We start from the raw sequence: 26,047 nt of genomic DNA, 5'->3' as shown, positions 1-26,047 counted from the left end.
GGACGCCGACGCGAAGCTGGAGAGATGGCTGTGAATCACTGCGAGAAGATCCCGTTGGGGACGCAAGGGGCGACCGAGTGGGAAGTGGTGCACCTGCCGTCCACGCTGGGCGACTTCCAGGCGCGGGCCTTCCGCAGCCCGGCGACGGGCTCGGAGCACCTGGTGCTGTCGGTCGGTCCACTGCAGGAGCGCGGCGGCCTGCTGCGCGTGCACAGCGAATGCCTGACGGGCGACGTCTTCCAGTCGCTGCGCTGCGACTGCGGTCCGCAGCTGCAGGGCGCGCTGGACCTGCTGAAGGACGAGGGCGGCATCGTCATCTACATGCGCGGCCATGAGGGGCGCGGCATCGGCCTGGTCGAGAAGCTGCGCGCCTACGCGCTGCAGGAAGCCGGCGTCGACACCATCGACGCCAACCTGCGCCTGGGCCATGCCGAGGACGAGCGCGACTACGCCGACGCCATCGACATCCTGTGTCTGCTCGGCGTGAAGAGCGTCCGGCTGATCACCAACAACCCGCAGAAGCGCGACGCGCTGGTGGCGGGCGGGGTCGAGGTCGAGGCGCTGGTGCCGCTGCGCATCGCCGCGAACCCGCACAACGAGCGTTACCTCGAGACCAAGCGCAAGCGGATGGGGCACTACCTGGAGTGATCGGGGATCGTCCACGAGCGACGCCGGAATGACACCGGAATGACGCCGTCGGTCCTCCCATGAGTCTCCTCCACGCTTCACCCGGCGCGGGCTTCGACCAGCCCTTCGAGCTGATGGCCGCTTGCCACGAGCGGATGGCGCGGACGCTGACCCTGCTCGAACGCCTAGGCGCGCATGTGGCCGCGCACGGCTGCGACGCGCAGGCGAGGGATGCGGCGAAGGACGTGCTGCGCTACTTCACGATTGCCGCGCCGCTGCACCACGAGGACGAGGAACTGCACGTGCTGCCGCGGCTGCGCGAGCAGGGCGACGGCGAGCTCGCCGATCGATTGCTGGCCGACCATCGGGAGATGGAAACGCGCTGGGCCGCGATCGTCCCGGACCTGGAGGCGATCCGTGATGGATCGATGCCGAATGAGGCGCTGGTCGAGGCGCGCGAGCGCTGGCAGACCTTCGCGACGCTTTACCGGCGTCACATCGACGCCGAGGATCACGATGCCTATCCGTCGGCGAGCGCGGCAACACCTGACACCGTGCTGCGTGTGATGGGCGAGGAAATGGCGGGCCGGCGACGCACCTGAATCGTCGCCCACATCAATGGCCACCGTGCTTCGGCGTTTGTGACCAACTCGTAACGCCCCCGCCCCTTCGCAACCTTTCTCCCGCGCGCCGGCACCTACGCAGAACCCCTGCGTGAATTTCCGCCGCGCCCATGCCGCTTTTCCTCCCCGTCCCTATCCCTTGGGACGTCGTTCTCCGGCAGCTCCTGCTCGCGCCCTGCTTCGAAGAGATCCTCTTCCGGCTCGGCCTCCAGGAGCGGCTGTCGACCTCGCGCGCTGCCGCCGCGCGGCGCCATGCCGTCGTGCTCACCGCGCTCGCCTTCGGCGCGGCGCACGCGATCGTGCTCGCCGTCGTCACGCCCGCGCCGGCGCTTCCCGCATTGCTGCTCGCGCTCGCCACCGCCGGGCCTGCGTGGTGGATCGGCCTCAGCTACCGACGGCATCGCTCCCTGCCGCGCTGCATCGCCTGGCATGCCGGCTTCAACGCGTGCTGGCTGCTCGCCGCACCCGCCCTGCTGCCGCTGCTCGCGCCGGGCCCGACGCTCCCTTTTGCGCCGCCCTTCGCGTCCCCCTTTTCGACCCCTTCCGCATCCCCTTCCGCGTCCCCCTTCTTCTCGACGGTCTCCGTCTCCCTCTCTTCATCCTGACGAGGCTCCCGCCATGACCCTTCCCTTGCGCAGCGCCCTACCCGGCGCGATCGTCGCGACTTTTGCGATCACGGCCGCGGTCCTCGCGGGTCCTGCGTTCGCCGCGGACCCCGTCGCCGGCCAGGCCCGGTTCTCGCAGGTCTGCGCCGCCTGTCACACGGTCGCCTCCACCGCCGTCGTCGACCGCGGCCGCAACAACCCCGCGATGATCCAGAACGCGCTCGACACCATCCCGCAGATGGCAGGCGTCGGCGGCGCGGTCTCCGCCGCCGACATCGCCAACATCGCCGCCTACCTCGGCAACTCGCCCTCCTCGATCAGCTTCGCGCAGACCGCCGTCGGCCAGTCCAGCGCCGTCTCCACCATCACCATCAGCGCCAGCCGCAGCGCCGCCCTTGGCAGCCTGTCCGCAGTCGCCAGCGGCGACTTCGCCGTGCAGGGCGGCACCTGCGGCACCACCGTGCCCGCGGGCACCAGCTGCACCGTCGGCGTCGTCTTCAGTCCCACCGCGGCCGGCACCCGCAGCGGCGCGCTCACGATCAGCCACAACGGCATCGCCACGCCCATCCCCATCACGCTCAGCGGCACCGCCAACGTCACGCTGACCGCCGTGCTCTCCGCCGATGCCACCACCCTCGCCTTCGGCAACCAGCCCCTGGCCAGCGCCTCCGCCGCGCGCACCGTCACGCTGAGCAACACCGGCACCGCGCCGCTCAACTTCAGCAGCATCGGCGTCACCGGCGCCAACGCCGCCGACTTCACCCGCGGCGGCACCTGCGCCGCCGGCACCTCGCTCGCCGTCGGCGCCACCTGCACCGTCACCGCCACCTTCGCGCCCGCCGCGACCGGCTCACGCGCCGCCACCCTGACCGTCGCCGCCATCGCCCCCACGGCCAACAACGCCACCGCCAACGTCGACATCGCCCTGAGCGGCACCGGCCAGGCCCAGCCCACACCGGTGTCGACGCTGTCGACCACGCAGCTCAGCTTCGGCGCCCTGTCCGTCGGACGGACCAGCACCCCGCAGACAGTCACCGTCTCCAACACCGGCAATGCCGCGCTGACCTTCAGCGCCATCGCGGCCACCGGCCCGTTCACGACGACCGACACCTGTGGCGGCGGCGTGCCCGCCGGCGGCAGCTGCGCCGTCAACGTCAGCTTCGCGCCTGCCGGCGCCGGCGCCGCGACCGGCACGCTCACAATCACCAGCAATGCCGCCGCCTCGCCGCAGTCGGTCGCGCTCGGCGGCAGCGGCGTCCTCGCCAACACGCCGATCCTGATCTGGACCGCGGCGACCAGCGCCGACTTCGGCACCGTCACGATGGGCGCCGACGGCGGTCTCAAGCACTTCACGCTGAGCAACACCGGCGATGTCGCCGCGACGCTCGGCAGCTTCGCCTTCGCCGGCGATGCGGCCGCCGACTACCGCGTCGACACCAGCGCCACCTGCACCGCCGGCGCCATCCTCGCCGTCGGCGCCAGCTGCGACCTGGCGATCGGCTTCAGCCCGCGCGGCGTCGGCAAGCGTGCCGCCACGGTTGCGGTCGTCGCGACCAACGCCTCGCTGCCCGCGCCGTTGACCTTGACCGGTGTCGGGGCGGCTCCGCCGCAGCCTGCGCTGCAGCTGTCCGCCACCTCGCTCGACTTCGGTCCCGCCGACACGAACGGCCGTCCGCTGACGCTGACCAACAGCGGCGCCGGCGTGCTGCACATCAGCGCGCTCAGCGTCGACAGCGCCCGCTTCGCCATCGACACCGCCGGCACCAACGCCTGCGGCGCGGCGCCCTTCGCCGTGCAGCCCGGCGCGAACTGCCAGGTCACGTTGAGGTGGCTGGGTGCGGGCGCGGCTGCCTCGGCGCCTGCCGGCACCGACACCGGCACGCTCACGCTGCAAGGTGACATGACGCCGGCCACCACGACGGTCGCGCTGCGCGGGTCGCCGGGCGGCACTGAAGCGTCGAACAGTGGTGGCGGCGGTTGCACGATTGGCTCGGGCACCGGTGCGGCCGATCCGTTGCTCCTCGTGATGGCGGCACTTTCTGCGCTGATCCTGTGGCGTCGCCGCACTGCGACAAGCCCGTCCCTCACCCCCCGCCCTCTCCCGCGGTGCGGGAGAGGGGGCCAAGAGGGTGCCACGCAACTGTCGAGCGATGTGGCCAAGACATGGGAGCAGACCGCGAGCACATCGAAGAACGAGCAGGCAGCGAGTGCTGCTGGGGCCGGAATGGTGCTGGGGGTTCCCGGAGGGATGCCCCCTGCGCCGTGGAGTGCCCGCGCTTGGCGACGAGCAGTCCGAGCGGTCTCCGCCAAGGCAACGCCGCCTGCCATCGCCGCGATCGCACTGACGACGGTCTTCTCGTTCGCCACCACCGACGCACACGCCGCCGACGTCGGCCAGCCCTTGCCGGTTGCGAGCGTCCCCAGCGCCGACGGCGTCCCGGTCCCATTGCACGACGGCAAGGCCAAGGTGACCTACGTCGACTTCTGGGCGTCCTGGTGCGGTCCGTGCCGCCAGTCTTTCCCCTGGATGAACCGCATGCAGGCGAAGTACGGCTCGCAGGGTCTGCGCATCGTCGCGGTGAATCTCGACGCGAGTCGTGCGGACGCGCAGGCCTTCCTCAAGGAAGTGCCGGCCACGGTGTCGTTGGGCTTCGATCCGAAGGGCGACTCCGCCCGACGTGTCGGTGTGCGCGCGATGCCGAGCTCGGTGCTGCTCGGTCCCGACGGGCGCGTGCTGATGCAGCACAGCGGTTTCCGCGCCGAGGACGAGGCCGAGCTCGAGGCCCGCATCGCCGCCGCGCTGAAGACCCCTTGAAGGAGATTCCGATGGAAACACGTTCCCTCTTGCGCCGCCGCGCACCTGGCGCGATCGCCGCGCTGATCGCGATCGCCAGCACCGGCTGCGCCCTGCAGCCCCCCCAACCCTGGGAGAAAGGCGCCCTCGCCCGCCCAGAGATGACGATGGGCGGCGACGTCCTCGGCGACCGCTTTGCGCAGCACATCTACACGAGCAAGGAAAACGCGTCCGGCGGCAACGGCGTGGGAGGAGGCGGCTGTGGATGCAACTGAGCACGACGTGACCGCTGGCATGAACGTGAACGCGCCCGTGGATGCCGGCGCGGGCACCGGCAGCGGCCGCAACACCTGGGGCGGCGTCCTGGCCGCCGCCCTGCTGCTGCCCGGCCTGCAGGCCCCCGCGCTCGCCGAGACCCCGCCCGAGCAGGCCGAGATGTCGGTCAAGCTGCTGCACTACCGCGACCGCCAGCCCGGCTTCGATCGGATCCAGGTGACCGCGCCGTCGGTCTACCTGATGGTGCCCGTCGCGGGTCGCTGGTCGGTGGAAGGATCGCTGGTGAACGACAGCGTCTCCGGCGCCTCGCCGCGGTATCACAGCGCGGTCTCCGGCGCCTCGCGGCTCGACGAGACCCGCAAGGCCGGCGACCTCCAGGTCACCCGCTACAACGACCGCGACGCGTGGTCGCTCGGCGCCGCGTATTCGACCGAACACGACTACCGCTCGCGCACCGTCTCCGCCGGTTATCGCCGTTCCAGCGAAGACAACAACACCACCTGGAACATCGGCGCCGCCTTCAGCGACGACTGGATCGGATCGTCCAACGACCCGACGCTCAGCCGGGGCCGGAACACGACCCAGCTGACCGTCGGCGTGACCCAGGCCTGGACCGCGGTGGACCTGGTGCAGCTCAGCGTCGGCGCGAATTGGGGCCACGGGATGTACTCCGACCCGTACAAGTTCCCCGACCGTCGGCCCGACCGGCGCGAACAGTACACGCTGATGACGCGCTGGAACCATCATTTCAGCGACTGGCAGGCGACGCTGCGCAGCAGCTGGCGCTACTACGCCGACAGCTTCGGCGTGCGCGCCAACACGCTGGAAACGGCTTGGGTGCAGCCGCTGTCCGGCGGCTGGACGGTGACCCCGTCGCTGCGCTACACGACGCAGCGTGCCGCGAAGTTCTACTACGACCCGGTTTACGACGCGTCGCTCGGCGCCCCGCTGCCGCCCGGCTACACCGCGACCTCGCCGCAATACCTGTCCCCGGACCAGCGCCTGTCGGCCTTCGGCGCGATCACCGTCGGGATGAAGGTCGCCTACGAGATCGCTCCGCGTTGGACCGCCGACCTGAGCCTCGAGCACTACGAGCAGCGCGCCGCCTGGCGCCTGGGCGGCAGCGGCTCGCCGGGCCTGGCGCGATTCCAGGCCGACTGGCTGCAGGTCGGCCTCTCGCACCGGTTCTGACCGGCAGCGACAAGCCGGCAGCGACGACTCCGCAACGACCCGCAACGACCCACGGCAACGACCCGCGCGCCATGTGGACCGTCCACCGCCATGCCTTCACCGCGATGGCCTCGCCCAACGAGATCGTGCTCGGCGGCGTGGCGGCGCACGCGGCCGCCGACGCCTGCGAAGCCGCCGAGGCCGAGGTGCGCCGCATCGAGCGCAAGTACTCGCGCTACCGCGACGACAGCGTGATCGCCGCGATCAACGCCCGCGCCGGCCGCCATGCCGTCGCCGTCGACGACGAGACCGCGCAACTGCTGAATTTTGCCGCCGAGCTGCATCGGCAGAGCGACGGTCTCTTCGACATCACCAGCGGCTGCCTGCGGCGCGTGTGGGACTTCAAGGCCGGCCGCGAGCCCACGCCTGATGCCCTGGCGTTCCAGCGTCTGCGCATCGGCTGGCACCGCGTGCACTGGGACGGCCGCGCGATCGCCCTGCCGCAAGCCGGCATGGAGATCGACTTCGGCGGCATCGGCAAGGAGTACGCCGCCGACCGCGCGGTCGCCGCGTTGCGCGACCTCGGCATGCGCCACGGCTTCGTGAACCTCGGCGGCGACATCCGCGTCATCGGTCCGCGTCCCGACGGCCAGCCCTGGGTCTTCGCGATCCGCCATCCGCGCCGCGAGGACGAGGTCTGCGCCCGCATCCCGCTGCGCTACGGCGCGCTCGCCACCAGCGGCGACTACGAGCGCTTCTTCATCACCCCGGACGGCCGCCGCTGCTGCCACATCCTCGATCCGCGCACCGGCCAGCCGGTCCGCCACTGGCAGGCCGTCAGCGTCGTGGCGCCGCTGTGCGTCGCGGCCGGCGCCCTGGCCACGATGGCCATGTTGATCGGCGCCGATGCGCCGTCGCGGCTGAGCACGCCGGACGTGGGGTTCCTGCTCGTCGACGCCGACGGCCGGGTCCACACGCACGATCCCGAACAACTGATCCAACCTCCGACCTCGCCATGAGACTGCTCACCCCCTTCCTCGCCGGTGCGGCGGCCGCGTTCGCGCTGGCCGTCACCGCCCCGGGTCCCGCCCGTGCGGCGACCGATCAACCCGCGTTCCTGGAACCCGCCCAGGCCTTCCCGGGACGCGCGCGCATCGACGTCCCCGCGCACGCTGCGGACGCCGCAGGCGCCGGCCAGGCAGCCGGCCCCGCGGTGATCGTCGAATTCGACATCGCCGCCGGCTACCACCTGTACCGCGAGCGCTTCGCCATCGAGGCGGAGGGCGAGGCGCTGCCCGCGCCGGGCCTGCCCGCCGGCAAGTCGGTCTTCGATCCCAACTTCAACAAGACGATGACGTTGTGGGCGGACGCCGTCCGCGTCGTGCAGCCACTGCCGCAGGGCGTCGCGCCTCAGACGCTGACGGTGCGCTACCAGGGCTGCGCGGACCGCGGCCTCTGCTATCCGCCGCAGCAGGCGCTGGTGCATCTGGCGCGCGGCGGCGACGGCCTGCTGAAGGCGACGTGGGAAGCACAGCCGGACGCCCTGTCGGCGCCCATCGAGAACGCCGCGCCCACAGGCTCGGGCACGTCAAGCACACCGGGCGCTTCGACCGCGGAGACCCCTGGAGCGACGACATCGGCGGCAACGACGGCGCCGTCGACATCGACAACGTCCACCGCCTCCGACCTGGCCCCCCTTGACAGCAGCGCCGCCGCCCTCCAATCGGGCAGCCTGCTGCGCGTCGTCGGCATGTTCCTGCTCGGCGGTCTGCTGCTGTCGTTCACGCCCTGCGTGCTGCCGATGCTCCCGATCCTGTCGTCGATCATCGTCGGCCAGGGCGCGCCGGTCTCGCGGGCGCGCGGCTTCTCGCTGGCCGTGGCGTACTCGCTGGGCATGGCCATGGTCTACACGAGCGCCGGCATCGTCGCGGGCCTGCTCGGCGCCGGCTTCGCCGCCGCGCTGCAGAACCCGTGGGTGCTGGGCAGCTTCGCGCTGCTGCTCTCGGTGCTGGCGCTGTCGATGTTCGGCGTCTGGGAGTTCCAGATGCCGGGCTTCATCCAGGACCGCGTCAACGACGCCTCCAACCGCATCAAGGGCGGCCGCCACATCGGGGTGTTCCTGATGGGCGGCCTCTCCGCGCTGCTGGTGGGGCCGTGCGTCGCGGCGCCGCTGGCCGGCGCCCTCGTCTACATCAGCCAGACCCGCGACGTGGTGCTGGGCGGCTCGGCGTTGTTCGCGCTGGCCTGCGGCATGAGCGTGCCGCTGCTGCTGCTCGGGCTCTCCGCCGGCACCTTGCTGCCGCGCGCCGGCCGCTGGATGGAACACGTCAAGACCTTCTTCGGCCTGCTGCTGATCGCGGTGGCGCTGTGGCTGGTCTCGCCGGTGCTGCCGACCGGTGCGCTGATGTTCCTGATCGGCGCCGTGGCGTTGATCGCGGCGGTCTGCCTGGGCGCGTTCGAGGCCGACCGGCCGCGCGCCCTCAAGGCCGGCGGCGCGCTGGTGGCGCTGTGGTCCGCCGCGATGATCGGCGGCGCGCTGTCCGGCGGCGACAGCGTGCTGATGCCGCTGCGCCATCTGGCCCGGAACCCGGCGGGCACGCTGCCGATCGCCAGCGCCGAGGCTGCCTCGCGCCCCGGCCAGGCACCGGCCTTCGAGCGCATCACGACGGTGGCGCAGCTGGACGCGGCGCTTGCGGGCTCGGACCGTGCGGTGATGCTGGACTTCTACGCCGACTGGTGCGTCGCCTGCAAGGAGATGGAGCACCTCACCTTCTCGGATCCCGCGATCGCCGCGCGCTTGCGCAACGCGCGCCTGCTGCAGGCCGACGTGACCGCCAACAGCGCCGACGCGAAGGCCCTGCTCAAGCGCTTCCAGCTGTTCGGCCCGCCGGGGATCCTGTTCTTCGATCCGCAGGGCCAGGAGCTCGCGGCCGCGCGCACGATCGGCTTCCTGCCGGCCGACGAATTCGCCCAGCGCCTGGACCGCGCCAAGCTGTGACACGCCAGGCAGAAACGACATGAGCCTCCCGCAACGACACACCGCCCTGCTGATCCTCGGCTCGGGCCCCGCCGGCTACACCGCCGCCCTCTACGCCGCGCGCGCCAACCTCCAGCCGCTGCTGGTCACCGGCATCGCGCAAGGGGGTCAGTTGATGACCGGCGTGTCGGGGGTGTTCGCTGCGGGAGACGTGCAGGATCACGTTTATCGGCAGGCGATCACCAGCGCCGGTACCGGGTGCATGGCGGCGCTGGATGCGCAGCGGTTCCTGAAGCAGCAGTCGGGCTGACTGCGTGAGGCCGCTGGCCCTCACCCCCACCCTCTCCCGCAAGCGGGAGAGGGAGTCCGGCAGGCGCTCTTCTTATCCTCTTTGTCATAAGGGGAAGAGGGAGTCGGGCAGGCGCTCTTCTTACCCCCTCTCCCGCTTGCGGGAGAGGGCAGGGGTGAGGGCCAGCGGCCTGTCGAAGTCAGATGCCCTGCGATTCATTGCAAGCGGCAAGACGGAGGGAGCAGGAAGGGCTCAGAAGGACCAGGCCACCCCGGCGACCCAGCGCTGCAGCGACGGGTCGCCGCGTTGCGGCAGCGAGCTGTACAGCCGCGACACGCTGAAGCGCCAGTCCCCGACGGGGTAGGCCAGCCCGGCATTGGCGAAGCGGTAGGAGCCGCTGCCATGCCCCCAATTCGAGACCATCCCCCAGCCCACGTCCGCAGCCAGCGCGCCGACGAGGCGCCGGTGCCAGGTCAGCTCCGCGATGGTCGCGCCGCGATGGCCGAGGTAGCCCCAGGACGTGTACGCGGCCAGGTCCGGCGACACCGACACCGTCGCGCCCCACTGCCCCCAGGCGGCGGTGTCCCACAGCCCGCCGAGCGACAGCTCGCTGTAGCGCAGCCGGTCCGCATTGCCGCCGCCGGCGTAGGCGTAATGGGCGCCCGACAGCGTGACGACGCGGCGGTCGTCGATCTGCCACCAGCGGGTCGCGGAGAGGATGGCCTCCGCCTTCGCCCCGTTGCGCATGTGCAGGGTGCCCAGGCCCAGCCCCAGGCTCCAGTTGCGGTCGTCGCGGTAGTAGAGATCGGCGGTGGCCCCCGGCTCGTCGCCGCTGAGGCCGATGCCGCGCGAGACGCGCTCCGTTACCGCCGAGACCGTGCCGCCCCAGTGCTGGGCGGCCGCCATCCCCGACGCGACGAGGCCCGACGCCAGGAGGGCGACGGTTCGAGCGGGTTTTTTTGGGGGCACGGCAACCATCGGCGGCGATTCTGGCACCCATGAGGGACACTTCCGCAGAAATCCGTCGCCCATGTTTCAACCTGTTCCGAATGAAGCGGACACGGCCGCCGAGTCGCGTCTGCGTGCCTGGTTGCAGGCCGCCGCGGCCGGCGACCGGTCGGCGTTCGAGCAGTTGTACCGGCATTGCCAGCCGCGGCTGTCGCGCTTCGTGCTGCGCAGTTGCGGCCGGCCCGACCTGGCCGAGGAGGTCGTCAACGACACCTTGTGGATCGTGTGGCGGACCGCGGGCAATTTCCGCGGCGAGTCGCGGGTCTCGACCTGGATCCACGGCATCGCCTACCGCTGCATGCTGAAGGCGCTGCGCGACGGCGTGACGGCGCAGGAGATCAACGCGTCCTCGGTGAACGAGGCCGAGCTGGCGAGGGCCGAGCCCGCCACCAACGACGCCGTCGACCGCGAGTTGCGCGACTGGGTGACGCGCGGTCTGGCCGCGCTGCCGGTGGAACAGCGGGTGACGCTGGAGCTGGCGTACTACCTGGGCGAGACCTGCGAGGACATCGCCCGCATCATGAATTGCGCCACCGGCACCGTGAAGGCCCGCATGTTCCATGCGCGCGTCCGGCTGCGCAACGTGCTGCCCGAGCTGGGCGGCGAGACCCCCCCGGCCAGCGGCACCGAAGGACCGACCCGATGACTTCCCACGACGCCCCCTCCGGGTCCTCCGGACTTTCCGCCGGCGATCCGTCGATGGACCAACCGAACGAGCACCGCCAGGTGTGGGACGCGATCGCGTGGGTCGTGGCCGGCACCGCGACGCCGGACCAGCGCCGCCTGGTGCACGCCCATCTGCCGCACTGCGCGCATTGCCGCGAGGAACTCGAACTCCAGCGCAACATCCACCGCGGCATGCAGGACGCGCCACGCGTGGTGGGCGCAACGGGCGCAACGGGCGCGGCGGGCGTGGCGGGCAGCGACGCCGAAGAGGCCTCGATCCAGGCCGGCCTCGACCGCCTGTGGGCGCGCGATCGCGACGCGGGTCCGGCGACGCCGGTGGCGGGGCCGCGCGGCGCCTCGGCCAACGACGGCGGATCGCGCACGACACGCTGGCTCACAGCCGCGGTGGCGGTGCAGGCGGTGGCGATGTGCGTGCTGGGTCTGCGCCTGTGGAGCGACGGCCACCCGCCCGCCGAGTACGTGACCTTGAGCCAGCCGGCCGCGCTGCCTGCCGGCGCGGTCGTCCGGCTGGTGCCGGAAGAGCGCGTGGACATGGGCCGCCTGCGCCAGGTCTTGACGCACCACGGCTTGCGGATCGTCGGCGCCGACGAGGACGCGAGCAGCCTGCTGCTGGCGCCGTTGCAGCCGGCGCCGGTGTCGGCCGTGCCGGCGATGGTGGCGCGGCTGCGCGCGGAACCGGGCGTGCTGCTCGTGGAGCCGGTCGGCGCCGCGGCGCCGGGACGCTGAGCGATGCCCTCCTCCTTCGTGCGAGGCTTCGGTGTCATCGTCTCCGCATTGAGCACCCTCGCGGCGGTGCTCGCGTTGAGCGTGCCTGCCAGCGCGGAGACCGCAGCACCGATGGCACCAATGGCACCGTTGGCGACGATGGCGGCCTCTGAAGGCCACCTCATCATCCTGGCCGTCGACGACCGCGGCGAGCCGCTGCCCGGCGCCGGCGGCTCACCCCGCGGCGATTACCGCCGCATGGCGGGTTATGCGGGCAGCGCGCGAGCCATGGCAATGTCGGAGGCGCTCGCACGCGAGTACGGTCTGCGCGAGCAGGCCGCGTGGACCATCGCACCGCTGAACCTGCGTTGCATGCTGTACGCGCTGCGCGACGGCGACGATGCGGAGGCGATGTTGGCGCGCCTGCGCCAGGACGTCCGCGTGAAGCTCGCGCAACCGCTCAACGAGTTCGAGACGCTGGGCGGTCCCGCCCAGGAAGCGCCGACGCCTTCTCCGCCGTTGCCCTCGTCAACGCCTCATCCGGCGCCGCCTGCGTCCTCGCCGACCTCGCCGACATCGCCGACATCGCAGACCTCGCTCTACAACGATCCCTACTTCGGCCTGCAGAAGGGCTTCCAGCAGATGTCGACGGCGGCACTGCAGCAGGTCAGCGTCGGCGCGCGGGTCAAGGTGGCGATCATCGACACCGGCGTCGACGCGCGGCATCCCGACCTCCTCGGACAGGTGTCGACCCAGCGGGACTACGTCGCCGCTGGCGGCGCGCAGGTCGACGCGGTGCCGGAGCGCCACGGCACGGAAGTGATGGGCCTGATCGCGGCGAAGGTGAACAACCGGCAAGGCATCGTCGGCGTCGCGCCGGGCGCGGTGATGACGAGCTACCGCGCCTGCTGGACGGATGTCGCGCGCGCCGGTGCGGACACGGGACCGGCGCCCGCGCGTTGCAACTCATTCACGCTGGCGCAGGCGCTGGGCGCGGCGATCGCCGATGGCTCGGACGTGATCAACCTCAGCCTGGGCGGTCCGAGCGATCCCCTGCTGCTGAAGCTCGCGCAGCACGCGCTCTCGCGCGGCGCGGTGCTGGTGGCGGCGGCGCCGCCGGGGCGCCTCGGCAAGGGCTTTCCGAGCGAGGTGCCCGGCGCGCTCGTCGTGGCGAGCACGGGCGAAACCGCGGGCGCCGAAGGCTGGCTCGCCGCACCGGGACGTTCGGTGCTGACGACGACGCCGGGCGGCGGCTACGACATCGACACCGGCAGCTCGCTGGCGGCGGCCCATGCGACCGGCGTGATCGCGCTGCTGCGCGCGGCGGCGCCGGGCGCGGATGCCGAGCGGCTCAAGCGCGCGCTGCTGGGCTCGATGAGCGCGACCGGCGCGATCAACGCCTGCGCGGCGGCGCGGACGCTGGGCGTGGCGGGCCTGCATTGCGAGCAGCCCTGAGGGCGCACGGATTGCCCGGTGAGGCGCATCTTCACCAAGGAGCCTCCATGTCCGAGCGCAACAAGGCCGCCCTGACGGCCGCGAACGCCGCCATCACGCGCGGCGATACCGAGGGATTCCTGGCCTTCTGCGCCGAGGACATCACATGGACCACGGTCGGCGAGGCCACGCTGCACGGCAAGGAGGCGGTGCGCGACTGGATGTCGACCGGCTACGCCGAGGCGCCCTCGTTCACCGTGACCGACCTGGTCGCCGAGCGGGACCTCGTCGTCGCGCTCGGAACCATCGAGAGCAAGGACGACGACGGCCAGCCGATCCAGAACGCCTATGCCGACGTCTGGCGTTTCCGCGACGGGTTGATGGTCGAGTTGCGGGCGTTCGTGATTCCGAGCTGAGCGCGCGTCCCCTTCGACGGGGTGTCACACGACCCGGCTACGCTGAGGGCGTCCCCAGACGCTGAAGGCGGCGATGTACCCAGGCGAGCGCTTGAACGCCGGCACCCATCTGATGGGCCTGCTGGCCGCCCTTCCCGCGGTCGCGTGGCTGGCGCATGAGGCGCTGGACACCGGCAGCGGGCGGCGCTTCGTCGTGGCCTGCATCTTCGGCGCGGCCCTCATCGCGCTGTTCGCGGCCTCGACCCTCTGCCACAGCACCCGGGGCCCACGCCAACGCCTCTGGGTCCGCCTGGACCACTCCGCCATCTTCCTGCTGATCGCGGGGACGATGACGCCCTTCGCCGTGCTGACCGGCGACGGCTGGCTGCGGTGGGTGGCGCTGGCGAGCGTCTGGATCGTGGCGCTGTGGGGCATCCGGCGCACCGTGTGGGGCGACGTCGACCGGCCCATGCTCAAGGTGTACCTGGCGGTCGGCTGGCTCGCCACGCTGGTGTGCATTCCCGCCATGCGGCAACTGCCGACGGCCTGCGTGACGCTGTTCATCGCCGGCGCCGCCGCGTACACCGCCGGGACCTACTTCTTCGCCCATCCCGGCTGCAGCCGTCATGCCCACGGCATCTGGCACCTGTTCGTGGTGGCCGGCAGCGCCCTGCACTTCGGCGCGGTCGCGCACTGCGTGCTCGCCTGAGGCAGGCCTTCACGGCAACACGGACGGAAGGTCCGACGAACGACGCCGCTCACCAGTTCACGGTCGCGCGCCGCAACCGCGCCGGGCGCCGTTCCATCCGGCGCATTCGACAGCCCATCGCTTTCGTCAGGCAAGGCCTGGCCCCCTCGCCGACCATCGCGGCTCCTTCCACTCCAGGAGCGCGCGATGTCCGTCGCCCTCACCCCTGCCGCGGGCACACGCCGCCCCCGCGCGCTGCTCACGATCCTGGTCGCGCTGCTCGAGCTCGCGCATCTCGCCTGGCAGTGGACGCACGGCGGCATCGTCAGCCATCACCTGCTCGCGAATCCCGACCTGCCGTCCGTGTCCAACGGATGGGGCCTCGTCGCCCTGCCCGCACTGGCCTGGATCCTCTCCGGGCGCTTCCTGCGCCGAGCGACATCCGCCTCCGCGACACGCACGATCCTGATCGCCGCCCTGGGCGCCGCTGGCGCGGGCATCGGACTGTCGCTGGCCTTCAGCCTCGGGACGCCCGATCACGCCGCGGTCGTCCTCCTGGCGATCCTGCTCAGCGGCGTGGCGCTGCCGACCTACCGCGCCGAGTACGTGCTCGGATTCGTCCTCGGCATGGCGTGGACCTTCGGCCCCATCCTGCCGATCCTGGTCGGCTCGGTGCTGGCGCTGAGCTCCTTCGTCGTCCGCCGGGTCGCGTGGCCGGCGATGGGCTGGGCGGTGGCGCGGCTGCGGGCGTATGGGGTATCCACGGTCGCATCCGCGGCTGGGCGCCGACGCCCCAGGTCGTGACCGGCATCTTCCTCATCCAGGACGGCCCCGTTGCACTGGACGCATCGGAAGGGTGTCCTCAAGATCCAGGCCTCCTGATTTCAGAAGGTCGCGCCCCATGCGGCCGGCGTGGTGCGCTCAAGTCGGCATCCGACATCAAAATGAGGGGCAGTTGCCAAACCCCCTCCTCCCCATGCCCCTCCGCGACCACACCGTCCCCGTCACCCCGTTCCGCCAGAACTGCTCCATCGTCTGGTGCGACGTCACGCAGGAAGCCGCGATCGTCGACCCGGGCGGCGAGATCCCGCGCCTGCTGGCCGAGGTCGAGCGCCTCGGCCTGACGCTGAAGGCGATCTGGCTGACCCACGCCCACATCGACCACGCCGGCGGCACCGGCGAACTCGCGCGGCTGCGCGAGCTGCCGATCATCGGCCCGCATCGGGGCGACCAGTTCTGGATCGACGGCCTGCCGCAGCAGGCCGCGATGTTCGGCTTCCCGCCGGCCGAGATGTTCACGCCCACGCGCTGGCTTGAGGACGGCGACACCGTGCAGATCGGCCACGAGACGCTGACCGTGCGCCATTGCCCCGGCCACACGCCCGGCCACGTCGTCTTCCACTCCGCGAGCGCGAAACGCTGCTTCGTCGGCGACGTGCTCTTCGCCGGCAGCATCGGCCGCACCGACTTCCCCGGCGGCGACCACGCCACGCTGATCCGCGCCATCAACGAGCGCCTCTGGCCGATGGGCGACGAGACCGTCTTCGTCCCCGGTCACGGTCCTGAGAGCAGCTTCGGCGAGGAGCGCCGGACGAATCCCTTCGTCGGCGGGCGCTGGGGTTGAGGTACTGCGCCGGCCGCTGGCCCTCACCCCCACCCTCTCCCGCAAGCGGAAGAGGGAGCAAGACGGCGCGACGGCTTCAGAGCGACGACAGGCCGGTGTCCAGGAACCGCGATTCGGGGAAGCCGCGCAGCGCCAGCGCGGCCAGTTCCACCAGCTCCTCGAAGCTGCGCTCCTTCTGCAGCACCGCCACGCCGCCCATGCGATCGGCGGCGTCGGTCAGCTCGTCGCCGATGTAGCCGGTCGTGACGATCACCGGCACCGTCGGCAAGGTCCCGCGCACCGCCACCGCCAGCTCCAGCCCGTTCATGCCCGGCATGTTGAAGTCGGTGATCAGCAGCTGCACCGGCACGCGGCCTTGCTCGATGTCGGCCAGGCATTCGGTCGGCTCGGCATAGGCGCGCACGTCGTAGCCCGCCTTCTTGAGCAGCGCCTCCACCATCATCAGCACGATCGGATCGTCGTCGACGTAGAGGACGTGCTCGCCCGCGCCGGGCTCGGCGACCTTGGACAGTGCCGACGTGTCCAGCGTCGCCGCGTCGCTGCCCACCACCGGCAGATAGACCGAGAACACCGTGCCCACGCCCGGCCGCGACTGCACGTCGATCGCGCCGCCGTGCGCGTGCACGATGCCGTGCACGATGTGCAGCCCCAGGCCCGTGCCCTGGCCCCGCGGCTTGGTCGTGAAGAAGGGCTCGAACAGCCGCTTCGCCACGTCTTCCTCCATGCCGTGGCCGTCGTCGCGCACGCAGAGCTCCGCGTAGTGCGTCGGCGCCACGCGGCCGATCGCGAAGGCGTGCGGCACGTCGAAGTGCACCGCGCGCAGGCCGACATGCAATTTCCCGTGCCCGCCCGGCATCGCCTGCCACGCGTTCGTGCACAGATTGAGCACCACCTGCTGGACCTCCGCCGGATCCACCGTGGCGACGCAGTCGTCGCCGTGCAGGTCCACCGTCAGCAGCACCGACGCCGGCAGCGTCGAGCGCAGCAGGGCGATGCTGTCCTCGACCAGGGGACGCAGCTTGTGCTTGGACAGCTCATGCCCGCTGCCCCGCGCGTACGCCAGGATGCGCTGCACGATCTCGCGCGCCCGGTCGCCGGCGCGCTTGATCTGCTGCATGTGCTCGCGCAGCGGCGACGTGGCCGGCAACTCGTCGAGCATCATCCCCGCGTGCCCCAGGATCGCCGCCAGGATGTTGTTGAAGTCGTGCGCCACGCCGCCGGCCAGCGTTCCCAGCGATTCCATGCGCTGGATGCGCATCAGCTTCTCCTCGAAGTCGACGCGCGTGAGCTCGTCCGCCTTGCGCATCGTGACGTCGATGAACAGCACGACCAGGCCGTGTTCGCACGGAAAGGCCCGGCATTCGAACCACTTGCTCAGCCGGGCGTTGAATTCCTCGTAGATGTGAGCGACCCGTGATTGCATCGCCGCGCGCGCCTCGAGGTCGAAGCGCGAGCCCATCGCCTCGCCCAGGCTGGTCCAGTAATTCCTGCCGATCAGGGCCTCCCGTTGCCGACCGCAGGCGCGCTCGAAGGCGACATTGACGAACTGGATGGTCCAGTCGTGTTCCAGCAGGATCACGGCGTCGGTGACGTAATCCAGTGCGGCCCCGACGTGCGCGACGCCTTCCCCGGGTGCAACGGAAGCACCCGGTCCGTGCGAAGCCTCGTGTGGCGGCATGTGGACCCCTGGTAGAAGGGGCCAAAGTGTGGTCCCTCTGGGGCGGCGTCGGCAATCGCTGTGCCAACACCTAACCGTAGGGAAGCCCGATGGCATCGGGCTTCTCGGCCCTTTCGGGCCTTTCGGCCTTTCCAGCCTCTTCGGCGTTTTCGGGCCTTTCGGTCCGTCGAGGCTCGAAAGCGGACCGCAGCGCCTCGCCGCCGTCCGTCAGGACTTCGCCGCCGGCGCGGGCGGCTGGTAGCGCTGCTGTGGCTTGGCGGCCCGGGCATACAGCCCCTGCACGCGCGGCAAGGTCCGCTCCATGTCACGGATTCGCGTCGGCCCCGACGGGTGCGTGGACAGGAACTGCGGCGGCGCGCCCTTGCTCGCCTTGCCCATCTTCTCCCACAGCGTGATGCCGGCGTGCGGGTCGTAGCCGGCGCGCGCCGCCAGCTCCATGCCGACCAGGTCGGCCTCGCTCTCGTCCTCGCGGCTGAAGGTCAGCGACAGCAGTTGCCCGCCCATGTTGGCCAGGCCACGTCCGAGATCGCCCAGGCCGAACAGCGCGGCGCCCAGCTGGATCGCGCCGTTGGTCGCCATGTTCTTGCCCATGCGCTCGCGGGCATGCTCGCGCAGCGCGTGCGCCATCTCGTGCCCCATGATCATCGCGACCTCGTCGTCGCTCAGCTGCAGCTGCTGCAGGATCCCGTAGTAGAAGGCGATCTTCCCGCCCGGCATGCAGAACGCGTTGAGCTCCTTGCTGCCGACCAGGTTCACTTCCCAGCGCCATTGCTGCGCGCGCGTGTTCCACGCCGCCGTGAACGGGATGATCCGCTGCGCGATCGCGCGCAGGCGGGTCAGTTGATCGTTGCTGGGCGGCGCCAGCGCCTTCTGCGCCAGCGCCTGCCGCATCATCTGCACGTACTGCTGCTGCGCGGCGGCCTCGATCTGCTCGGCCGACACCAGCTTGGTGAAGCGGCTCTGCTTGCCGACGTCGACACCGTCCTGCGCCCAGGCGGGCGACAGCGCGAGCGCGCCGCCGGCGGCGATCAGGCCCGTGAACAGGCGCCGGGCGGGCTGCCGCGGCCCGCCGTCCGCGCCGCAGCGGCGGCAATCGCAACGGCCGAAGCCGGAGGTGGGCGCCGAGGGCAGGTGAACGTCGGCGTCGGGGGAGAAGTCAGCATCAACCATGGCGCGATTCTAGGCAGGCGACAATCCCGACCATCATGTCCCAGTCGCCCCTGATCACGCCGTCTCCGGCCTGTGCCACTTCGCCGCTCGATCCGCAGGAGTTCCGCGCGGCCCTCGGCATGTTCGCCACGGGCGTCACCATCGTGACCGCCCGCGCGGAGGACGGCACCCTGGTGGGTCTGACGGCCAATTCGTTCAACTCGGTGTCGCTGTCCCCGCCGCTGGTGCTGTGGAGCCTGGCCCGCCGGGCCGGCTCGATGCCGGTGTTCAGCCGCGGCTCGCATTACGCGATCAACATCCTGGCGGCCGATCAGAAGGAACTGGCGCAGCGCTTCGCCACCCGCGACATCGACCGCTTCGCCGGCGTGCGCTTCCGCGAAGGCTGCGGCGGCGCCCCCGTGCTGGAGGGCTGCACCGCGGTCTTCGAGTGCGCCAACCGCAGCCAGTACGAGGAAGGCGACCACGTCATCTTCGTCGGCGAGGTCGAGGCCTGCACCCGCACCGAACAGGCGCAACCGCTGATCTTCCACGGCGGGCGGTACTACACCGAGCTGCCGATCTGAGCGGCCCGGGCCGCGCCGCCTTCGGACGCGCCAGGACGCTCTGGGACGCTCTGGGACGCTCTCGAACGCTTTCCAACACCCATCACGGGCGCTCAGGTCGCGACGCTCATTCCCCCGCGTGCCGCCCGACCGGCCAGAACGGCGCCATGCGCCGGACCGCGCGCCAGCGCCACAGGGCCAGCAAGGCGGTCAAGGGGGCCGTCAGCGCCAGGACATGCCAAGGCATGATGCTGAAGAACCGGTTCGCGCCGATGCTCAGTCCGGCCACCAGCATCCCGCCGAGCATGAGCAGCACGGCCTGCGTCGCTCCCGGTTGATGCTTCCTTGACCAGTCCTGCCACAGCAGCAACCCCGCGGGCAGTGCGATGGCGGCGAAATGCAAGCCCATCAGCGGCTGCTCGGGCGGCCACTCGCCGGGCACGAGCGCCACCATCAGCATCAGCACGGCCGCCCCGAAGCCCAGCATCAGCAGGAACTGCGTCAGCATCCGACGCGCGAGCACGCGATTCATCGCCTCGCCGCGCGGCATGCCCGGCACGAGCGTCAGCAGGGCCTGCTCCGTGCGGGTCCGTCTCAGCATCGCGGAGATGTTGAGCAGCGGCGCGAACAGCGCGGACATCAGGCCGAACGAGGTCCCCGGCAGCGCCCCCTGCAGCACCGTCGCCGCACGCGATGCGGGCAGCCAGTGCAACACCGCGAGTTCCGCCGCCAGCAGCGCCAGGAAGATGACGACGGTCACGCCGAAGGTCGCCGACCAGTGCAGGTTCCGCATCGCGGCGATCTCGGCCCGCGCCGCCACGCTGTCGGCGGTCGGGGTGGCGGTGCGGACCAGGTGGCGGGTCCAGGCCGGCAGGCCCCAGGTGAACGGCTTGGCGAGCAGGCGCAGGACCGGGTGCAGCGGCGGCCGCGCCGCGCGCGTCGCGCAGGTCGACTTCATCGACATCAGGTCGCTGAACACCTTGGCCGACTGCCAGGCGCGCAAGTGCGCGGGGCCGCCGTCCTGGAACAGATGCCAGAGGATCACGCTGAGCGCGAGCATCGCCAGCGCCGCCTGCGTCACAGGCTGCTGCTCGTGCCAGCCGCGCAGCATCGCCGCGGTCTCCCGCCAGACGGCGGTGTCCTTGAGCAGCGCGCTCGGGATCCACGGAAAGACCCAGAACACGAACCAGGTGATCGGCCAGCGCAGCGCGATCGAAAAGCTGACGAGCACGGCCCCCGCCAGCATGGTGAACAGCAGGAAGTGGCCGAACACGGCATGCAGCAGCAGCCCGCTGGCGATCGCGATCACGAGGAACAAGGCGACGCCGACCTCGCGCAACTGGCGCAGGTGGCCGGGGACGAGGCGCGCGGTGATCGGGTGGTTCTGCATGCTCATCGCGCCCGCGCACAGCCACCACGCGAATTGCAGTCCGATCGCGACCGTGATGCAGAACGCGGTGGCCGCCGCGGAGGCGGACTTCATCGAAGCGAGTCCCGTGATCGCCGCCAGCGGCAGCAGCGCCCACCACTGGCGGCGCAGGGGCCGCATCGTCGCGCTGAGCACGGCGAGATGCCCGCCGACGCCGGGCAACGGCAAGGCCGCGTTCATTGCGTCAGCTCCAGGAAGAGGTCCTCGAGGCTGAGCGGCTCACAGCGCAGGGCGGCGTCGCCTTGCGGGAGCTTGCCATCAGGGAAGCGCACCAGCCAGCGCGGGTGTTCGCCGAGGTCGCGCCGACCCAGCACTTGCCCGCCGTACGCGTCGACGGCCGCTTGCAGCCGTCCCACCGGACCGGCCAGCAGCCGCACCTCGTCCGCGAGCGCGTCCTGCGGCGCCTGCAGCGCGATGCGGCCGCGGCTCAGGAAGGCGACGTTGAAGGCCACGCGCTCCAGGTCCGACAGGATGTGCGTCGAGAACAGCACCGTCGTGCCGCGGTCCAGCACCTGGTCCACGAGCTCCCGCAGGAAATCGCGGCGGCCGGCGGCGTCGAGGCTGGCGACGGGCTCGTCGAGCACCAGCAGGTCGGGTTCATGCGCCAGCGCGCGGATGATCGACAGCCGCTGCTGCTGGCCCTGCGAGAGCTGGGCGATGCGGCGGTCGCGCGGGATCTCCCAGCGCGACATCAGGCCGTCCACCTTCGCGTCGTTCCAGCGCGGATAGAAGCTGCGGAAGTAGCGCAGCAGGTCGCCGGCCGAGAAGTCCTCGAACAACGCGGCCTGCTGCGGCACGTAACCCAGGCGCGCGCGCAGCGCGTCGTCCGGCGTCAGCGCCGATTGGCCGAAGAGCCGCACGTCCCCGGCCTGGGGCTCGCGCAGGCCCAGCAGGGTTTCCAGCAGCGTGGTCTTGCCCGCGCCGTTGCGGCCGAGCAGGCCGACGACCTGTCCCGGCGCCAGTGTCCAGTCCAGGTCCGCGAGCACGCCCGGCTGGCCCTTGAAGTCGACGCGCAATCCGCTCGCGCACACCGGCGGCGCGGCCAGCGCGTCGTCCGCGAGCGCCCGGCTCTGCGCCGGGCTGATCGCCGTGTGATCCAGTGTCTCGTGCAGTGTCTGCTTCAGCGTGTGCGTCATCGCGTTTCTCCCTGGTCCTCGAGCAGCGCCTTGAACAGCGCCAGCACCTGATCCGGCGGCAGCTCCAGCTGACGCGCCTCGGCGGCGGCCTTTTCCAGCGTAGGGCGCAGCAGCTCCACGCGGCCGCGCGTCTTCATCGCCTTCTGATGCTGCGCCGCCACCACCATCGGCAAGCCGCGGCGGCGCTCCACCAGCCCTTCCGCCTCCATCAGCCCGAAGGCCTTGGAGATGGTCATCGGATTGACGGCCAGCGCCTGCGCCAGCTCGCGCACCGACGGGATCTCCTGCCCCGCCACCAGCTGCCCGCTGGCCACGCGGCGGCGCAGCTGCTCCACCAGTTGGCGGTAGATCGGCTCGGGGGAGCCCGGGTTGATGCTGAAGAGGAGGTCGGCGTCCATCGGCGAGGTGCGGGTGCCGACGGTGTTGTCAGCGTGTATCAGTACAGTAATACACAAGGGAGTACGGCGTCAAGCTTGCGGGAACTTCTCCGCATAGAGCTGCGCCAGCCAGTCCACGAACACCCGCACGCGCGGCGACAGCTGCCGGTGCTGCGGATAGAGCGCCGACAGCGTCATCGCCGGACTCTCCCAGTCCGACAGCACCTCGACGAGCCGTCCATCGGCCAGTTCCTGCTCGAGGTGGAAGCGCGGCACCTGGATCAGCCCGCAGCCGCGCAGCGCGCAGGCGAGGTAGTTCTGCGCGTCGTTGACCGAGATCCAGCCCGGCAACTGATAGCGGCGCAGCTGACCGTCCACCATGAGCTCGATCGGATAGTCCGTCCCCCCGCCGCTGGCGAAGAAGCGCACCGTCTGGTGCCATGGCAGATCGTCCGGATGCCGCGGCGTGCCGGCGCGCGCCAGGTAGTCGGGACTCGCGCAGAGGATCTGCGGCATCGAGGCCAGCTTGCGCGCCACCAGCGACGAGTCGCGCGGCGTGCCCGCACGCAGCACGCAGTCGACGCCCTCGCGGACGAGGTCCACCAGCCGGTCGCCGCCGCTGATCACCAGCTCGATCTGCGGGAAGCGGGCGTGGAACTCGTCGATGCGCGGCAGCACGATGTGCGACGCATGCACCCCGTGCATGTCCACCCGCAGCACGCCGCGGGGATTCGCAGCGACCTGCTTCAGCGAGGCCTCGGCGTCGTCCAGCTCGTTGAGCACGAGCACGCAGCGCTCGTAGTACGCCTGGCCGTCGAGCGTCGGCCGGACGTCGCGCGTGGTGCGGTCCAGCAGCCGCGTGCCCAGCCGCGCCTCCAGCGCCTTGATGGCGTGCGTGGCCGTCGCCCGGGGGATGTCCAGGTGCGCGGCCGCCTGCGTGAAGCTGCGCAGCTCCACGATCCGGGTGAACAGCTGAAGGGTCTCGAATCGATCCATTCCAGCATCCTCGCAGGCGTTTGTTGATTCAGGTTGAACTGACAAGCCAATTGTCACGCCTTTTTCCGGATGGGATCAACAACCAGAATTCGTTCCATCGCCACCCGGAAGCCCTTCTGGCTTCCCTCCCCCCCGGCTTCCGACCACCCTTGGAGCGAACCATGACCGCCACTTCCACCTCGACCTCGACCCCGATCTCGACCGCCATCTCCACCGACGGCGGCCTGCGCACCGCCCTCGTCACCGGCGCCTCGCGCGGCATCGGCCAGGCCATCGCCAAGCGGCTGGCCGCCGACGGCTACACGGTCGTCGTCAACTACGCCGGCAATGCCGCCGCGGCCCAGGAGACCGTCGCCGCGATCGAAGCGGCCGGCGGCCGCGCCAGCGCCGTGCAGGCCGACGTGTCGGATGCCGGCCAGGTCGCCGCGCTGTTCGAGGAGACGCTGCGCCGCCATGGCCGTCTCGACGCCGTCGTGCACAGCGCCGGCGTGATGCCGATGGGCGCGATCAAGCCGTCCAGCCTCGAGACCTTCGACCAGGTGATCGCCACCAACCTGCGCGGCGCCTTCCTGGTGCTGGCGCAGGCCGCCGAGAAGGTCGCCGCCGGCGGCCGCATCGTGGCGCTGTCGACCAGCGTGATCGCGAAGTCCTTCCCCCACTACGGCCCGTACATCGCGTCCAAGGCCGGCGTCGAAGGCCTGGTCCACGTGCTGGCCAACGAGCTGCGCGGCCGCTCGATCACCGTCAACGCGGTCGCCCCCGGCCCGGTCGGCACCGAGCTCTTCTTCAAGGGCAAGTCGCAGGAGCAGATCGACAGCGTCGCCAAGGTCGCCCCGCTGGAGCGCCTGGGCACGCCCGAGGACATCGCCAACGCCGTGTCCTTCCTGGTCGGCCCGGACGGCGGCTGGATCAACAGCCAGGTCCTGCGCGCCAACGGCGGCTTCGCCTGATCGACCGACCCCGGACGGTCCTTCATCGGGCCGTCGCCCCCCCGGAAGGGGGAACTCCGGGCGATCGAGGGGGGCCGCGGCGGCGGCGCGCTGATATCCTGCCGCCGCCTCGCGCACCCGCGCGGCCGCGGACCAGCCGCGCAACACCCGACCCCTGAATCCCATGATCGTCGGCATCGACCTCGGCACGACCAACAGCCTGATCGCGGTCTTCCGCGACGGCCGCCCCCAGCTGATCCCCAACGCCCTGGGCGACTTCGCCACGCCGTCCGCGGTGGCGATCGACGACGCCGGCAAGCTGATCACGGGCCTGGCCGCCCGCGAGCGCGCCGCCACCGATCCGGCGCGGACCGCGCAGGCCTTCAAGCGCCTGATGGGCAGCGACCGCACGGTGCGGCTCGGCGACCGGACGATGCGCGCCGAGGAGCTGTCCGCGCTGGTGCTGCAGTCGCTGAAGGCCGATGCCGAGGCCTTCCTCGGCGAGCCGGTCACCGAGGCCGTCATCACCGTCCCCGCCTACTTCAACGAGGCCCAGCGCCGCGCGACGCGCACCGCCGGGGAGCTCGCCGGCCTGAAGGTCGAGCGGCTGCTCAACGAGCCGACCGCGGCCGGCCTCGCCTACGGCCTGCAGGACCGGCCGGACAACAGCACCTTCCTGGTCTTCGACCTGGGCGGCGGCACCTTCGACGTGTCGGTGCTGGAGTACTTCGACGGCGTCGTCGAGGTCCGCGCCAGCGCCGGCGACACGCGCCTGGGCGGCGAGGACTTCGCCCACGCCGTGGGCCGGCTGTTCATCGAGCGCTGCGGCGCGCTGTCGCTCGCCGACCGGGAGAGGCTGCAGAAGGATCCCGCGCTGTGGTGGCGCGCCGCCGAGCAGGCCAAGCGCGACCTCAGCGAGCGCGACACCACCGTCATGGGCCTGATGCTGGACGGCCGCCGCGCCGAGCTGGAGATCACCCGCGCCGATTTCGAGTCCGCCACCGCCGAACTGCTGCAGCGCCTGCGCCGTCCGATCGAGCGCGCGCTGCAGGACGCGCAGCTCTCGCCCGCCGCCTTGAACGAGGTGGTGCTGGTCGGCGGCGCGACGCGCATGCCGATGGTCCGCCAGATGATCACGCGGCTGTTCCAGCGCCTGCCGCTGCGCACCATCGATCCCGACCAGGCGATCGCGCAGGGCGCGGCGGTGCAGGCCGGGCTGAAGGCGCGCGACGCCGCGCTGGACGAGGTGGTGCTGACCGACGTGATGCCGTTCTCGCTGGGCGTGATCACCGCGCAGCGCGTCGGCCAGCAGACGGTGGGCGACCGCTTCAGCCCGATCATCGAGCGCAACACGCCGGTGCCGGTGTCGCGGATGGATCGCTTCTACAGCATGCACGACGGCCAGAAGGAAGTGGAGCTGGACATCCGCCAGGGGGAGTCGCCGATCGGCAGCGACAACCTGCACCTGGGCAAGCTGTCCATCCCGCTGACGCCCGCGCCGGCGGGCGAGTCGGCGATCGAGGTGCGCTTCACCTACGACGCCAACGGCCTGCTGGACGTGGACGTCCGCGACGTGACAGGCGGACGCACCGTCAGCACGCTGATCCGCAACACCGCCACCGAGATGAGCGAGTCGCAGATCGCCGAGGCGCTCGCGCAGTTGCGCGCGCTCAAGCGCCATCCGCGCGACGAGGAGGAGAACCGCTACCTGGTCGAGCGCGCCAAGCGGCTCTACGAGGACCGGCTCGGCGAGCAGCGCGTCGCGATCCAGTCGTGGTTGAGCGAGTTCGAACAGGCGCTCGACACGCAGGACCCGCGCGTCATCCGCCACGCCCGCCAGCAGATGCGCGAGGCGCTGGACAGCATCGACGGCGGTTTCCGCTTCTGA

25 protein-coding genes and 2 pseudogenes are annotated in these 26,047 nt (G+C 71.3%); 20 read left to right on the top strand and 7 right to left on the bottom strand.

Features of this window, described 5'->3' with window-relative positions; translation table 11 throughout:
• Positions 1 to 24 precede the first annotated feature (24 nt).
• The 10 genes and pseudogenes from ribA to AC07O8_RS03740 form a co-directional block, all read left to right on the top strand.
• Positions 25 to 648 (top strand): GTP cyclohydrolase II, encoded by a 624-nt coding sequence (gene ribA / locus AC07O8_RS03785; RefSeq protein ID WP_088408543.1) that lies wholly within the window; start codon positions 25 to 27, stop codon positions 646 to 648.
• Positions 649 to 707: 59 nt separating this feature from the next.
• The gene (locus AC07O8_RS03780; RefSeq protein WP_495046756.1) at positions 708 to 1,229 is read left to right on the top strand and encodes a hemerythrin domain-containing protein; all 522 of its coding nucleotides are present in this window, start codon (positions 708 to 710) and stop codon (positions 1,227 to 1,229) included.
• 131 nt (positions 1,230 to 1,360) lie between these two features.
• The gene (locus AC07O8_RS03775) at positions 1,361 to 1,855 is read left to right on the top strand and encodes a CPBP family glutamic-type intramembrane protease (protein ID WP_495046755.1); all 495 of its coding nucleotides are present in this window, start codon (positions 1,361 to 1,363) and stop codon (positions 1,853 to 1,855) included.
• Positions 1,856 to 1,868: 13 nt separating this feature from the next.
• Entirely contained in the window at positions 1,869 to 4,670 is a 2,802-nt protein-coding gene (locus AC07O8_RS03770) for a choice-of-anchor D domain-containing protein (RefSeq protein ID WP_495046754.1), read from the top strand.
• 11 nt (positions 4,671 to 4,681) lie between these two features.
• Complete coding sequence (locus AC07O8_RS03765; RefSeq protein ID WP_495046753.1) at positions 4,682 to 4,924, top strand: DUF4266 domain-containing protein; 243 nt, start codon at positions 4,682 to 4,684, stop codon at positions 4,922 to 4,924.
• A gap of 7 nt (positions 4,925 to 4,931) precedes the next feature.
• Entirely contained in the window at positions 4,932 to 6,116 is a 1,185-nt protein-coding gene (locus AC07O8_RS03760) for a DUF3570 domain-containing protein (protein WP_495046752.1), read from the top strand.
• 71 nt (positions 6,117 to 6,187) lie between these two features.
• Complete coding sequence (locus AC07O8_RS03755) at positions 6,188 to 7,114, top strand: FAD:protein FMN transferase (protein WP_495046751.1); 927 nt, start codon at positions 6,188 to 6,190, stop codon at positions 7,112 to 7,114.
• Entirely contained in the window at positions 7,111 to 9,093 is a 1,983-nt protein-coding gene (dsbD, locus tag AC07O8_RS03750) for a protein-disulfide reductase DsbD (protein WP_495046750.1), read from the top strand. The genes AC07O8_RS03755 and dsbD overlap by 4 nt, the downstream gene beginning before the upstream one ends.
• Positions 9,094 to 9,112: 19 nt before the next feature.
• Positions 9,113 to 9,253: pseudogene (locus AC07O8_RS03745) on the top strand (FAD-binding protein); the annotation flags it as partial.
• Positions 9,251 to 9,382 (top strand): annotated as a pseudogene (locus AC07O8_RS03740) (thioredoxin-disulfide reductase); the annotation flags it as partial. The pseudogenes AC07O8_RS03745 and AC07O8_RS03740, both read left to right, overlap by 3 nt.
• A 231-nt stretch (positions 9,383 to 9,613) precedes the next feature.
• On the opposite strand, the gene AC07O8_RS03735 reads toward AC07O8_RS03740, so the two are convergent.
• Positions 9,614 to 10,339: a hypothetical protein gene (locus AC07O8_RS03735; RefSeq protein WP_495046749.1), complete on the bottom strand. Its 726-nt coding sequence runs from the start codon at positions 10,337 to 10,339 to the stop codon at positions 9,614 to 9,616.
• Between the two features lie 52 nt (positions 10,340 to 10,391).
• On the opposite strand from AC07O8_RS03735, the gene AC07O8_RS03730 reads away from it, so the two are divergent.
• From AC07O8_RS03730 to AC07O8_RS03700, 7 genes are all read left to right on the top strand, one after another.
• Positions 10,392 to 11,015 carry an RNA polymerase sigma factor gene (locus AC07O8_RS03730; RefSeq protein ID WP_495046748.1) on the top strand — a complete coding sequence of 208 codons (624 nt, stop codon included), beginning with the start codon at positions 10,392 to 10,394 and terminating at the stop codon, positions 11,013 to 11,015.
• Positions 11,012 to 11,782 (top strand): zf-HC2 domain-containing protein, encoded by a 771-nt coding sequence (locus AC07O8_RS03725; protein ID WP_495046747.1) that lies wholly within the window; start codon positions 11,012 to 11,014, stop codon positions 11,780 to 11,782. Before AC07O8_RS03730 ends, AC07O8_RS03725 begins: the two co-directional genes overlap by 4 nt.
• Positions 11,783 to 11,785: 3 nt before the next feature.
• A complete protein-coding gene (locus AC07O8_RS03720) occupies positions 11,786 to 13,216 on the top strand; it encodes a S8 family peptidase (protein WP_495046746.1) in 1,431 nt (476 codons plus the stop codon).
• A 47-nt stretch (positions 13,217 to 13,263) separates the two neighbouring features.
• Positions 13,264 to 13,611 (top strand): nuclear transport factor 2 family protein, encoded by a 348-nt coding sequence (locus AC07O8_RS03715; protein ID WP_495046745.1) that lies wholly within the window; start codon positions 13,264 to 13,266, stop codon positions 13,609 to 13,611.
• A gap of 73 nt (positions 13,612 to 13,684) precedes the next feature.
• Positions 13,685 to 14,299, top strand: a complete 615-nt coding sequence (trhA, locus tag AC07O8_RS03710; protein ID WP_495046744.1) for a PAQR family membrane homeostasis protein TrhA — start codon at positions 13,685 to 13,687, stop codon at positions 14,297 to 14,299.
• Between the two features lie 186 nt (positions 14,300 to 14,485).
• On the top strand, positions 14,486 to 15,082 hold the full coding sequence (locus AC07O8_RS03705) for a hypothetical protein (RefSeq protein WP_495046743.1): 597 nt from the start codon (positions 14,486 to 14,488) through the stop codon (positions 15,080 to 15,082).
• A gap of 172 nt (positions 15,083 to 15,254) precedes the next feature.
• Entirely contained in the window at positions 15,255 to 15,902 is a 648-nt protein-coding gene (locus AC07O8_RS03700; protein WP_495046742.1) for an MBL fold metallo-hydrolase, read from the top strand.
• Positions 15,903 to 15,978: 76 nt separating this feature from the next.
• Here the strand turns inward: AC07O8_RS03700 and AC07O8_RS03695 are convergent, their stop codons facing one another.
• Complete coding sequence (locus AC07O8_RS03695) at positions 15,979 to 17,580, bottom strand: hybrid sensor histidine kinase/response regulator (RefSeq protein WP_495046741.1); 1,602 nt, start codon at positions 17,578 to 17,580, stop codon at positions 15,979 to 15,981.
• Positions 17,581 to 17,787: 207 nt separating this feature from the next.
• Positions 17,788 to 18,750 carry a M48 family metallopeptidase gene (locus tag AC07O8_RS03690; RefSeq protein ID WP_495046740.1) on the bottom strand — a complete coding sequence of 321 codons (963 nt, stop codon included), beginning with the start codon at positions 18,748 to 18,750 and terminating at the stop codon, positions 17,788 to 17,790.
• A 35-nt stretch (positions 18,751 to 18,785) separates the two neighbouring features.
• Here AC07O8_RS03690 and AC07O8_RS03685 point away from each other — a divergent pair, with 35 nt between their 5' ends.
• A complete protein-coding gene (locus AC07O8_RS03685) occupies positions 18,786 to 19,313 on the top strand; it encodes a flavin reductase family protein (RefSeq protein WP_495046739.1) in 528 nt (175 codons plus the stop codon).
• A 106-nt stretch (positions 19,314 to 19,419) separates the two neighbouring features.
• Here the strand turns inward: AC07O8_RS03685 and AC07O8_RS03680 are convergent, their stop codons facing one another.
• From AC07O8_RS03680 to AC07O8_RS03665, 4 genes are all read right to left on the bottom strand, one after another.
• On the bottom strand, positions 19,420 to 20,901 hold the full coding sequence (locus tag AC07O8_RS03680) for a hypothetical protein (protein ID WP_495046738.1): 1,482 nt from the start codon (positions 20,899 to 20,901) through the stop codon (positions 19,420 to 19,422).
• Entirely contained in the window at positions 20,898 to 21,857 is a 960-nt protein-coding gene (locus AC07O8_RS03675) for an ABC transporter ATP-binding protein (protein WP_495046737.1), read from the bottom strand. Before AC07O8_RS03675 ends, AC07O8_RS03680 begins: the two co-directional genes overlap by 4 nt.
• Positions 21,854 to 22,255 carry a GntR family transcriptional regulator gene (locus AC07O8_RS03670; RefSeq protein ID WP_495046736.1) on the bottom strand — a complete coding sequence of 134 codons (402 nt, stop codon included), beginning with the start codon at positions 22,253 to 22,255 and terminating at the stop codon, positions 21,854 to 21,856. Before AC07O8_RS03670 ends, AC07O8_RS03675 begins: the two co-directional genes overlap by 4 nt.
• Positions 22,256 to 22,324: 69 nt before the next feature.
• A complete protein-coding gene (locus AC07O8_RS03665; RefSeq protein WP_495046735.1) occupies positions 22,325 to 23,230 on the bottom strand; it encodes a LysR family transcriptional regulator in 906 nt (301 codons plus the stop codon).
• 161 nt (positions 23,231 to 23,391) lie between these two features.
• Between AC07O8_RS03665 and AC07O8_RS03660 the strand changes: the two genes are divergently transcribed.
• Together AC07O8_RS03660 and AC07O8_RS03655 are read left to right on the top strand one after the other, a co-directional pair.
• On the top strand, positions 23,392 to 24,180 hold the full coding sequence (locus AC07O8_RS03660; protein ID WP_495046734.1) for an SDR family oxidoreductase: 789 nt from the start codon (positions 23,392 to 23,394) through the stop codon (positions 24,178 to 24,180).
• Positions 24,181 to 24,343: 163 nt separating this feature from the next.
• Positions 24,344 to 26,047, top strand: a complete 1,704-nt coding sequence (locus AC07O8_RS03655; protein ID WP_495046733.1) for an Hsp70 family protein — start codon at positions 24,344 to 24,346, stop codon at positions 26,045 to 26,047.

Source organism: Roseateles sp. GW821-FHT09G09 (assembly GCF_059415965.1).
This window is presented reverse-complemented; position numbering and strand designations above follow the sequence as displayed.